The sequence below is a fragment of the Leucobacter sp. WKLB1 genome (genome assembly GCF_059696215.1).
In genome coordinates this window covers 2,164,447-2,175,434 of record NZ_AP046115.1, presented here as the reverse complement: position 1 = coordinate 2,175,434, position 10,988 = coordinate 2,164,447, and the positions used below count along the sequence as shown (strand labels likewise).

The 10,988-nt window shown below is 66.6% G+C and carries 8 protein-coding genes; 4 read left to right on the top strand and 4 right to left on the bottom strand.

Annotated elements, in window-relative coordinates; genetic code table 11:
* Nucleotides 1-72: 72 nt before the first annotated feature.
* Complete coding sequence (locus ACZF5Y_RS09900) at nucleotides 73-1,305, top strand: CDP-glycerol glycerophosphotransferase family protein (protein WP_497532502.1); 1,233 nt, start codon at nucleotides 73-75, stop codon at nucleotides 1,303-1,305.
* On the opposite strand, the gene ACZF5Y_RS09895 is transcribed toward ACZF5Y_RS09900, so the two are convergent.
* Nucleotides 1,302-2,027 (bottom strand): ABC transporter ATP-binding protein, encoded by a 726-nt coding sequence (locus tag ACZF5Y_RS09895; protein WP_497535327.1) that lies wholly within the window; start codon nucleotides 2,025-2,027, stop codon nucleotides 1,302-1,304. The two genes, ACZF5Y_RS09900 and ACZF5Y_RS09895, sit on opposite strands and share 4 nt — an antisense overlap.
* A gap of 46 nt (nucleotides 2,028-2,073) precedes the next feature.
* Entirely contained in the window at nucleotides 2,074-2,862 is a 789-nt protein-coding gene (locus ACZF5Y_RS09890) for an ABC transporter permease (RefSeq protein ID WP_497532501.1), read from the bottom strand.
* Nucleotides 2,863-2,991: 129 nt separating this feature from the next.
* On the opposite strand from ACZF5Y_RS09890, the gene ACZF5Y_RS09885 reads away from it, so the two are divergent.
* The 3 genes from ACZF5Y_RS09885 (at nucleotide 2,992) to ACZF5Y_RS09875 (ending at nucleotide 5,968) form a co-directional block, all read left to right on the top strand.
* Nucleotides 2,992-4,092, top strand: coding sequence for an ABC transporter ATP-binding protein (locus ACZF5Y_RS09885; RefSeq protein WP_497532500.1), 1,101 nt, complete (start codon nucleotides 2,992-2,994; stop codon nucleotides 4,090-4,092).
* Nucleotides 4,062-5,633, top strand: a complete 1,572-nt coding sequence (locus ACZF5Y_RS09880) for a hypothetical protein (protein WP_497532499.1) — start codon at nucleotides 4,062-4,064, stop codon at nucleotides 5,631-5,633. The genes ACZF5Y_RS09885 and ACZF5Y_RS09880 overlap by 31 nt, the downstream gene beginning before the upstream one ends.
* 62 nt (nucleotides 5,634-5,695) lie before the next feature.
* A complete protein-coding gene (locus ACZF5Y_RS09875) occupies nucleotides 5,696-5,968 on the top strand; it encodes a DUF3039 domain-containing protein (protein WP_053353311.1) in 273 nt (90 codons plus the stop codon).
* A gap of 75 nt (nucleotides 5,969-6,043) precedes the next feature.
* On the opposite strand, the gene ACZF5Y_RS09870 is transcribed toward ACZF5Y_RS09875, so the two are convergent.
* Nucleotides 6,044-7,360, bottom strand: coding sequence for a nicotinate phosphoribosyltransferase (locus tag ACZF5Y_RS09870; protein WP_497532498.1), 1,317 nt, complete (start codon nucleotides 7,358-7,360; stop codon nucleotides 6,044-6,046).
* A gap of 41 nt (nucleotides 7,361-7,401) precedes the next feature.
* Nucleotides 7,402-10,941, bottom strand: a complete 3,540-nt coding sequence (locus tag ACZF5Y_RS09865; protein ID WP_497532497.1) for an error-prone DNA polymerase — start codon at nucleotides 10,939-10,941, stop codon at nucleotides 7,402-7,404.
* Between the last annotated feature and the right edge of the window lie 47 nt (nucleotides 10,942-10,988).

Here is a 10,988-nt window from a genome sequence, read left to right as displayed (position 1 = left end):
CCGCGTGATCCTCCATGCACGGCCGTCGCACGTCGCCAGTGGCTTCGCAAGCCTGCCCAGTAAGCTATTCGGATGCAATTGGCGAAAGATGCGAAACGCGCGCTCCGACTCGGCAAACGAGTGCTGAAGGGGCGTCAGTCGTACTTTCAGGTGCGTCAGCTCATCGCCGAACGTGGCGACCTCCCCGCGCAGCACTATCGTGTGGGGGTCTACTTCGCCGACAGCGACGTCAACATCTACCAGATGCGCCAGTGGTATGCGCCCCTCCGCCGGCTGTCCGAAGAATGGCCGGTGCTAGTACTCGCGCGCAACGCGGCGGGCGCCCGTCAGCTGATGCAAGAGAGCGGGCTCGACGTCGAGTTCGTGCCGAAAGTCACCCACCTCGAAAACGTCGTCGCCGAGCAGCGCCTCGATGTGGTGCTGTACGTGAATCAGAACACCCGCAACTTCCAGATGATGCGCTACGGGCATCGCTGGCACGTGTTCGTGAACCACGGCGAAAGCGACAAAATGTACATGACGAGCAACCAGCACAAGTCGTACGACTTCGCGTTCGTTGCCGGAGATGCGGCACGGGAGCGGCTTTCGGCGGCGCTCTGGGGGTACGACGTTGCCACCCGCACGTTTGCGATCGGCAGACCCCAGGCCGATCACCTCTCGGGTGAGCCACCGTTCACCGCAGACGAGCGCACCGTCGTGCTCTACGCGCCGACCTGGGAGGGCGACCGCCCCGCTGCAGCCTATGGCTCAGTGGCGACGCACGGCGAAACGCTCGTGCGGCAACTCCTCGCAACCGGGAGGCACCGCGTCGTATATCGGCCGCATCCGCGCAGCGGTGTTGTCGACAGCGACTTCGGTGCGGCGAATCGGCGCATCATCGCGATGCTCGAGGTGGCGAATCGTGACGACGCGTCGGCTCAGCACGTCTACGACACGAGCCCGGCACTGAACTGGCAGCTCAGCTTGCCCGATGTGGCGATCTGCGATATTTCGGCGATGGTGTACGACCGACTCGCAACGGGGAAGCCGCTGATGGTCACCCGGCCGCTCTCGGCTGACGCCGCAGTCGACAACGGCGGGTACTTGAGCGTCTGCGAGTGGCTCGACGCGCCGCACACACCGGATATCGTGGCGGTGCTGGACCGGGTGATCGGTGATTCCGCGGCTCGCGAACGGCTCGGCACCTGGTCTCAGCGGTACTTCGGCGATACGACGCCCGGTTCGCCGACGCGGCGATTCCACGCTGCGATCGGTGAGCTCATCGAGCGGGCCGATGCGGAGCGCAGGGCCGAGCAGCCCAACTAGGCCGGATGGTCGGTGTTGTAGCGATCCAGCACCGCATCGATCGAGCCGTCGAGCACGAGCGAACCGCGATCGAGATAGAGTCCGCGCGTGCAGAACCGTCGCAGGTCGCGCTCATTGTGCGAGACGAGGAAGAGTGTCTTGCCCTCGGCAAGTATCTCTTCGATGCGCCGATAGCACTTTGCTCGGAAGGTCTTGTCGCCCACGGCAAGCACTTCATCGACGAGCAGCACGGGCTCGTCGAGCTGCGAGATGACCGAGAACGCCACGCGCACTTTCATACCGCTTGAGAGGTGCTTGAAGGGGGTGTCGGCGACATCCTCAGCGCCGGCGAATTCGATAATCGACGCGAAGCGCTCGGCGATTTCCGCACGCTTCAGGCCGTGCAGGCCCGCCGTGAGCCACACGTTGTCTCGTACGGTGAGATCCCCGACGAACCCGCCCGTGATCTCGATCAGTGGCGCGACACCCGCGTGCACCTGCACCCGGCCTTCGTCGGGGAACAGCACCCCGGCGACCAGCTTGAGCAAGGTCGATTTCCCCTGGCCGTTTCTGCCGACGACGCCGATGGCTTCGCCGGGGCGCACGTCGAACGACACGTCGCGCAATGCCCAGAACTCGCCGGGCCGACCGCGTCGTGCGCGGCTGGCGAAGAGATCCTTGAAACTGCGTCGCGAGCCTCGGTTGCGACGGAAGCGAACACCGAGCCCGGAAGCCGAGATGATCTGATCGGTCGTCGACGCGGACGACGACGCGGGTGATGCGGTCACGTCACAGCTCCTTCAGCACGCCGCCGATGGTGCGGCGGAAGACGATGATGCCGATGCCCAGGAACACGAATGTGAGCACGGTGGAGACCGCCATGAGCGGCCAGTTGATCTGATCCGGGAAGAATCCGGCCCGGAACATCGCGAAGATGCCCGAGAGCGGGTTGATCCAGGCGAGCGGCTGTGCGAAGTGCGGCAGATCCGAGGCGCCGTAGATGATCGGTGATGCGTAGAAGAGGACGCGCAGCACGAGCTTGGTGGCGCGCTCGAGATCACGGAAGAAGACGACGAGCGGGGCGATGATCAAGCCGACACCGAGGGTAAGCACTGCGAGCAGGATCACCGCGACAGGCAGCAGCACGATCTCCCAGGTGACGTGGGCGCCCGTGAAGATCGCGAACGCGGCCAGTACGGGGAGACTGAGCAGAAACTCGATGCCCTTCGAGCACACGATGCGTCCCACCCAGATCCAACGCGGGAGCGCGACCGAGCGCACGAGTTTCACGTCGCGCAGGAAAGCCTTCGTCGAGTCGGTGATCGCACCGTTGACCCATACCCAGGGCAGCATCGCCGTGAGCAGGAAGACGATGTAGGGCTGTTCCCCGACCGTGCGGTTGAAGACCTGCGTGAAGACGAACCAGTAGATCAGGCTCATGAGCAGCGGATCGAGAATCGACCACAGGTACCCGAGCAGCGAGGTGGAGTAGCGCACCTTCAAGTCGCGCCGGGTGAGGAGCCACAGCGACGACCACGCGCTGGCGCGCGAGGGGCGATGGTGGGGTGCAGAAGTCACACCGCTATTCTGCCGCTTCTCGAGCTTCGGCGAGGCCATCACGGGCGGGCCGGATGTTTTGCTAAATTAGATCTCGTGCCGCCCGTAACTCCGTCAGCCATGCCCGTGCCCGAACCCCAAGGGGGGTCGATGCCCGGCGAAGAGACGGCAATCGGCGAATCAGTGAGCCCCGGAGCGGGGGGCTCGCGTGTGCGACCGAGCCGCGCTTCCGGCGGAATTCAGCCGTCGAGTCAGCCGTCTCAGCAGGGGGTCGCGGTATCTGACGATGCCCCGAATGCGAGCGTCGACGATGCATCCGCGCCCACTGAAGCTGTGAATGTGCAGGCAACGCGGCCCGAGGCCACACCGGCGGAAGCGGCGCAGGCATCGGCCGAAGAACCGCGCGCACCGCGCACCGGGCGCATTCAGGTGCCCGTGCCGTCGGTCGTTCGGGCTCGCGAGCGCGGGCGCATTGCCGAGCAGAACCCGGTGGTGCTGCGCACGGAGATGCTGACGAAGACTTACGGCTCGCTGGTGGCCGCGGGTGACGTGTCGATCGACGTGCACGCAGGCTCGTTCACGGGCTTCGTCGGCCCGAACGGTGCCGGAAAGACCACGACGCTGTCGATGATCAGCGGACTGCTGCGACCGACGTCCGGCCGCGTCACGGTGGGCGGCGTCGATGTCTGGACCGACGGCCCCGCCGCGAAACGCCTCATCGGCACGCTGCCCGACCGCCTGCGGCTCTTCGACCGCCTCACGGGAGCCCAACTGCTCTACTACAGTGGCGTGTTGCACGGCGTCCCCGAAGCAGCCGTCGCACAGCGTTCGGCTGAGCTCGCGGAGGCGTTCGGCTTGGAGAGCGCGCTCGGTCGACTGGTCTCCGATTACTCGGCCGGCATGCAGAAGAAGATCGCGCTCGCCTGCTCGATGATTCATGCGCCCGAGGTTTTGGTGCTCGACGAGCCGTTCGAAGCGATCGACCCGGTCTCTGCCGCCAATGTGACCGAAATCCTGGAGAAGTACGTCTCCGGCGGCGGCAGCGTGGTCATGTCGAGCCACAGCCTCGACCTCATCCAGCGCGTCTGCGACCACGTGTCGATCATCGTGGGCGGCAGCGTCATCGCTCAGGGCACCGTCGACGCGGTGCGCGACGGTCTCAGCCTGGAGGAGCGCTTCGTGCAGCTCACCGGAATCAGCGATGCGAAGAAGGGGCTCGAATGGCTCTCCGGCTCTTCCGACTCCGAGTAGCGCTGCTGGGCGGCAGCTTCCGCGGAGGGTTCGGGGCTGCGTTCCGCACGTTCGCCGTCTTCCTGCTCCTGGCGCTGGGAGCGGTGGCGCTCGCAGCGCTGCCGCGTCTGCTCGCGAATTCGTCGAGCGAGCTCGCTCTAATTGATCTCCTGGTGGGCTCGATCGTGCTTGTGGCCGTATTCCTGGTGCCGTTTTTCGAGAATCGCCGGGCGCTCGATCCGCGTCAGCTCGCCCAGTTCCCTGCAGGTTCGGGCGCGATCGCCAGTGGGCTGCTGGTTTCTACCGTACTCACGTGGCCGTTTTTCCTGCTCGTGGTCTGGGTGACGGCGCTCGGTGTGCTGCGTCCCGAGTGGAACGCAGCCGGTTGGGTCGCTCCGGCCGCACTCATTCTCATCGCCGTGTTCGCCATGTGCAGCGTGCGCGTCGTCTCGCTGTTGTCTCGACTCATCGCCGGAGAGCGATTCGCGGGGGCACTGCGCACGGCGGGGTCCGTGCTGCTCGTCGCGCTGCTGCCACTGGCGGTGTTCGCGGGAGCCACGCTGTTCGGTGCAGGCGGAATCGCCACGGCCGAACAAGCCGGCCGGGTATTGACTTGGACTCCGTTCGGGGCGCCGTTCGCGGCGATCGATGCTGCTGCGAGCGGAGATCAGTCGGCCGCGCTCACACTGCTCGGTGTCAGCGCCGCCGCATCCGTGGTGCTGCTTGCGATCTGGTTCCCGCTCGTCGCACTTGCCGTGCAGCGAATCGAACGACCGCTTGCTCCGGGCGTCGCCCGCAGCGGCCTGGGATGGTTCGAACGCTTCGCCGCCCGCCCTGCCCAGGTGATTGCCGCTCGGCAGCTGACCTACTGGTCGCGCGACCCCCGCTATCGGGTCGCGCTCTTCGCGATCCCCCTCGCTCCCGTGCTCATGCTGGTCGCCTTCGCGGTCGCTGGAGCCGACCTGCGGATGCTGGCGCTCATTCCGCTGCCCGTCGTTCTCCTGCTGCTGGGATGGTCGCAGCACAACGACGTTGCTATGGACTCCACAGCGATCTGGGAGCACGTGGCCAGCGGCACGCGAGGTCGCGCGGACCGAGCTGGGAGACTCGCTCCCGTGCTCATGATCGGGGTGCCCACCGCGGTGATCGGATCGAGCATTACGGTCACGGTGTTCGGCGATTGGAGAGTGCTGCCGGCGGTCGTCGGCATGAACCTCGGCGTGCTGTTCGCCGCGGCCGCGATCTCCAGCGTGTTCTCGGTGCTCTCCCCGTATCCGGCGACGCGGCCCGGCGACAGCCCATTCGTGCAGCCGCAGTGGTCGGGCTCAGGCTCGGGCCTCGCGCAAACGCTTTCGATGGTGCTCGCTCTGGCGTTCTCAGTGCCTCCGGTCTGGTTCGCGGTGCAGGCGATCATCGACGTCGAATTCTTCACGAACATTTGGGCGCTCGGATTCGGCATCGTCTACGGCATCATCGTGCTCGTGCTCGGTATCGTGATCGGCGGCTGGCTTTTCGACCGCAGCGGCCCCGAGCTCATTGCGGTCACGCAAGTCTTCGACTGAACGCGAGTACGGCCAGATTGAGAGCCATTCGCGTGGGCAGTTCGGCGGAGTACACTGAGCGCATGGGTATCTTTACGCGTAACGACTCATCCCCGGCAGGCGGCACTGATGTGCTCGATCGCGAGCTCGAGAAGCTGCTCGAAGACGCGCAGATCGAAGACGGCGATCACGAGCGGTTCTCGCATTACGTCCCCAAAGACAAGATCCTCGAATCAGCGGTGACCGGCAAAGCGGTGCGTGCCCTCTGCGGCAAGAAGTGGACCCCGTCGCGCGACCCCGAGAAGTTCCCCGTCTGCCCTGACTGCAAGAAGGTCTTCGAACGCATGAAGAAGTAGCGTCGATGCGCAGATGAGTGCGGCCTCCGCTTCCCGGTTTCGGGGAACGGAGGCCGCACTCATCTGCGGTGCCGACTAGCGGTACTCGGTCGGAATTGCGGGATCGCCCCGCGTGAGGCTCATGGCCACCGGGGGCAGCTCGGCGAGTCGCGCCTGGTGCCGTTCGCGCGCGGCAACGATGCCCGCGTGCCCGGTGTGGCCCGGGGTCAGCTCGCCGCCAATGACGAGGGGTTCGAGCACGGCGCGGCCATCGGCGTCAGTGCCTTCCACGACGCCTCCCGGCCCGTCGCCGAGCAGGATGCGCTCGGCTGTTGCGATTCCCGCCGCGTTGTGAGCACGTCGGACGCTCTTGCGGCCCCCAACAGATGCCTTATCGGCCGATTTCTTCGCAACCGCGACCCACTCGCCCGAGGCGTCCTCGTGCGCGACGAGCTTGTAAACCATGCCCATCGTCGGTGTGCCTGAGCCGACGACGACGGAGGTGCCGACGCCGAAACTGTCGACGGGGGAGGCGGCGAGTGCCGCGACGGTGTGCTCGTCGAGATCGTTCGTGACGGTGATGCGGGTGCGCGTCGCACCGAGCTCGTCGAGCAGGCGGCGTACGTGAGCGACGACGATCGGCAGATCCCCGGAGTCGATGCGCACGGCCCCCAGCTCTGTGCCCGCGACCTCGACTGCGGTGCGCACCCCCTGATCGATGTCGTAGGTGTCGACGAGCAGCGTCGTGCCGACGCCGAGCGCATCGACCTGAGCCTGGAAGGCGGCGCGTTCGCTCTCGTGCAGCAGAGTGAAGCTGTGCGCGGCGGTGCCCATCGTCGGAATTCCGTAGGTACGCCCAGCCTCAAGGTTCGATGTCGCGGTGAAGCCGGCGATGTAGGCGGCGCGGGCTGCGGCAACGGCACTGCGCTCGCCGGTGCGTCGGGAACCCATCTCGGCGAGCGGTTTTCCGCCTGCGGCGTGGCTCATTCGTGACGCTGCGGTTGCGACGGCCGAGTCAGAGTTGAGCATGCTGAGTGCGAGAGTTTCGAGCAGCACTCCCTCGGCGAATGTGGACTCGACGGTGATGAGCGGAGACCCCGGGAAGAACACTTCGCCCTCGGGGTAGCCCCAGATGTTGCCGCTGAAGCGGAAGTCAGCGAGCCAGTCCAGCGTCGGTGCACTGACGACGTTCTGCTCGCGCAGGAAGCCGAGTTCGGCATCGGTGAACCTGAACTGCTCGATGGCTTCGAGCAGCCGGCCGGTGCCGGCGACGACGCCGTAGCGCCGCGCGCCCGAGAGCCGCCTTGCGAACAGTTCGAAGACGCTGCGGCGATGCGCGGTGCCCGCTTGCAGGGCGGCATCGACCATAGTCAGTTCGTAGTGGTCAGTGAGCAGAGCCGTCGAGGTGTGCACGTCGCCAGCATACCGGTGCCCGCCTGGAGCGGTGATTGCACTCACCGGAAATCCCGGGAGGCCACGCCGACCGGTGCGGCGAGCGGCTCGAACGTCTGCGCGATCACATTCACGACGCCCTCGGGTGAACGCTCGAGCACTCCGCGGATGATGAGTGCGGGGGAGGAGCGCGCGACCAGCCGGTTGCGCGCCCAGACCTGGGCCCACGTGACGATGTTCACAGTGCCGGATTCGTCTTCGAGCGTCAAAAACGTAATACCGCTCGCCGTGCCCGGGCGCTGCCGGTGCGTGACGAGGCCGGCGACTTCGACGATGCTGCCGGGAGGTGCGTGCTTGGCGCGGTCGGATCGGGTGACTCCGCGGGCGTCGAGGCCGTCGCGCAGCAGTGCGACCGGGTGGGTGCCGGTGGCGACCCCGGTGGTCCACAGGTCGAGTGCGGTCTGCTCCGCCGTGCTGAGCACCGGCAGCAGCGGCGGCTGCACGTGTACGGCGATACCCGGGAGAAAGCGTTCGCGATTGTCGGCTGCGGGGGCTGCGGCCCAGAGCGCCTCGCGGCGGTCGAGCCCCAGCCCGTCGCACGCTCCGGCGGCGGCGAGTGCTTCGAGACGAGTGCGGTCGAGATCTGCGCGGCGGGCGAGGTCGGCGAGATCGGTGAAGGGAGCGTGGGCGCGTGCGCGCGCGATGCGCTCAGCCGTTTCGAGCTCGATGCCGCGAATCTCGGTGAGGCCGAGACGCACGGCGAACGCCCCATCGCGACGATGCAGTGCGCTGGTGTCGGGAGCATTGCGGTCGAACGGGCCGGGCGCAGGGTGGTGCGCTGCCACGCACTCGTCAGACCCGGTCGGCGCACGGCGATCCTGTTCATCGTCGAAGGTCGACCCGCGCGGCGTGATCGGGTGAAGCGGTTCGAGCCCCGAGAGCGCCCCCGAGTGCTGCACGTCGGGCGGGCGCACTTCGACGCCGTGCCTGCGGGCATCTTCGACGAGTGAGCGCGCCGAGTAGAACCCCATGGGTTGTGCGCGCAGCAGGCCGGCGAGAAATGCGCCCGGGTAGTGCAGTTTGCACCAGGAACTCACATAGACGATCAACGCGAAGCTGATGGAATGGCTCTCCGCGAAACCGAAACCCGCGAAGGCTTCGATCTGCTCGTACATGCGCGTCGCTTCGTCGCCCACGATGCCATTGCGCGCCATGCCCTCGAACAGTTTCGTCTTGAGGCTGTCGATGCGTTCGAGCCCGCGCTTGGACCCCATGGAGCGACGCAGCAGATCGGCGTCTTCGCCGCTGCATCCGCCGACGGTCATCGCCATCTGCATGAGCTGCTCCTGGAAGAGCGGCACCCCGAGCGTGCGCTCGAGCACCGGGACGAGTTTTGGGTGGGGGTAGGTGACTTCTTCTTGTCCGTTCTTGCGGCGCAGATAGGGGTGCACCGCCCCGCCTTGAATCGGCCCGGGGCGAATGAGGGCGATCTCGATGACGAGGTCGTAGAACCTTCGGGGCAGCAGGCGCGGCAGCGTGTTCAGCTGCGCGCGACTTTCGACCTGGAACACCCCGATCGCGTCGGCGCGGCACAGCATGTCGTACACACCGGTTTCTTCTTTCGGCACGGTGTCGAACGTCCACTGCTCGCCGGTCGAGGCGGCGATGAGATCGAAGGTGTGGCGCAGTGCACTGAGGATGCCGAGGCCGAGCATGTCGAACTTGACGAGCCCCATGGTCTCGCAGCCCTCTTTGTCCCACTGCAGCACGGTGCGATGCTCCATGCGCGCGTGCTCGATAGGGCAGACCTCGCCCACGGGTCGCTCTGTGAGCACCATACCGCCGGAGTGGATGCCGAAGTGGCGCGGAGCTTTCTGGAAGGCTTGCGCAAGGCGCTGCAAGGCGAGTGGGATCGGGCTCTCGGGGTCTTCGGTGATGGTGCGACTGCGCTCGAGCCCGTGCGTCCAGGCGCGCTGCTGGCCGGCGCTGTATCCGAGGGCTTTCGCGGCATCGCGGATCGCGGCTTTCGGCTGGTACGTGATGACGTTCGCCACCTGGGCGGCATTGCGCCTGCCGTATCGCTCATAGACGTACTGGATGATCTCTTCGCGGCGTTCGGAATCGAAGTCGACGTCGATGTCGGGCTCTTCGTCGCGCAGGCTCGAGAGGAAGCGCTCGAAGGGGAGGTCATAGAAGATCGAGTCGACCGAGGTGATGCCGAGCACGTAGCAGACGGCGGAGTTCGCGGCCGACCCACGGCCCTGGCAGAGGATGTCGCGATCGCGCGCCTCGCGCACGAGGTCGTGCACGATGAGGAAGTACCCGGGAAAATCTTTCTGCTCGATGACTTCGAGCTCGCGTTCGATGCGTGTGCGGTGGTCGTGCGGCATGTCGGTGCCGTAGCGTTGCGCGGCGCCTTTCCAGACGAGTGCGCGCAGCCAAGACATCTGGGTCTGGCCCCCAGGTACGTCGAGCTTTGGGAGCTTCGGTTTCGCGGCGCGCAGGGGGAATGCGAGTTCGCGTGCGAGCGGTACCGTGCGTGCGATGGCGTCTGGAAAGCGCGAGAATCTGCGCAGCATCGCGGTTCCGCTGCGGAGATGGGCGGTGCCCGAGGCGGGGAGGTGCGGGTCGAGCTCTGCGAGGCTGCGGCGTGCGCGCACCGCGGCCATGGATTCGGCGAGCGGTGCGTGTGCGGCCGTCGCGTAGTGGACGTTGCCCGTGACGAGCGTGGGGAGTCCGTGCTCGGTCGCGAGCGCTGCGAGGCGTTCGTTGCGCAGGTCGTCTTCGGGGCGGCCGTGGTGGGAGAGTTCCACGTGCACGTTGTCGTGCCCGAACAGGGCGGTCAGGCGGTCGAGCTCCGCGCGTGCGCGCGCCTCGGCGTCGGACCGGTTCGTAGCGGTGCTGAGTGCGCGACGCACGGCTCCTTTACGGCAGCCGGTCAGGATCGCCCATTCTCCGCCTCCCGCGGCGCCGAGGGCTTCGAGATCGTAGACCGGCCGCCCCTTCTCGCCTCCTCCCAGCTGCGCCTCGGTGATCGCCGCGGCGAGCCGGTGATATCCGGCTGCGCCTCGCGCGAGCACGAGGAGATGAGTGCCCTGTGGATCCGCTACGCCGAGTTGCGGCGCGTCGAGGTCGAGCGAGAGTTCTGCGCCATAGACGGTGAGCGGTGATGCCGAAGTCGATGCTGGGGGTGTGCTCGCGTCACCGGAATCTGATGCTCCGACCTCGGTCGATATCGTGCGGCGCCGAGCGGCGAGTTCTGCCGCTTCCGCGAATGCGGCGGCACCGTAGAAGCCATCGTGGTCGGTGAGCGCGATCGCCTCCAACTCGAGGCGGGCGGCCTCGCTCATGAGCGCTTCAGGTGAAGAAGAACCGTCGAGAAAACTGAAGTGGGAATGGACGTGCAGCTCGGCGTAGGGGACGTGCGGTGCGGGCGCTGGCGCAGCGGGGTCGTGCGGGTGGGGTGCCGCAGCGTGATGACGGACAGGGTCGATGCGGTCGGATGTTTCCGAAGTCTCGGAGACGGGGGGAGTCTCGGGAGCTCGCCCGGAAAGGCGCCGTTCGAATTCGCTCCAGGGGAGTTCTGAGTTGTTCCAACGCACGGGATCCTCCGATCTGCGAGTGTGCGCATCGGTCGATGCGCTGGGGT

What these genes read in the sequence shown, in the direction of transcription:
- ACZF5Y_RS09875 (WP_053353311.1), top strand. Translation starts at nt 5,696, where the DNA reads ATGGGTATCTTTACGCGTAACGACTCATCCCCGGCAGGCGGCACTGAT.
- ACZF5Y_RS09900 (WP_497532502.1), top strand. Translation starts at nt 73, where the DNA reads ATGCAATTGGCGAAAGATGCGAAACGCGCGCTCCGACTCGGCAAACGA.
- ACZF5Y_RS09880 (WP_497532499.1), top strand. Translation starts at nt 4,062, where the DNA reads ATGGCTCTCCGGCTCTTCCGACTCCGAGTAGCGCTGCTGGGCGGCAGC.
- ACZF5Y_RS09885 (WP_497532500.1), top strand. Translation starts at nt 2,992, where the DNA reads ATGCCCGGCGAAGAGACGGCAATCGGCGAATCAGTGAGCCCCGGAGCG.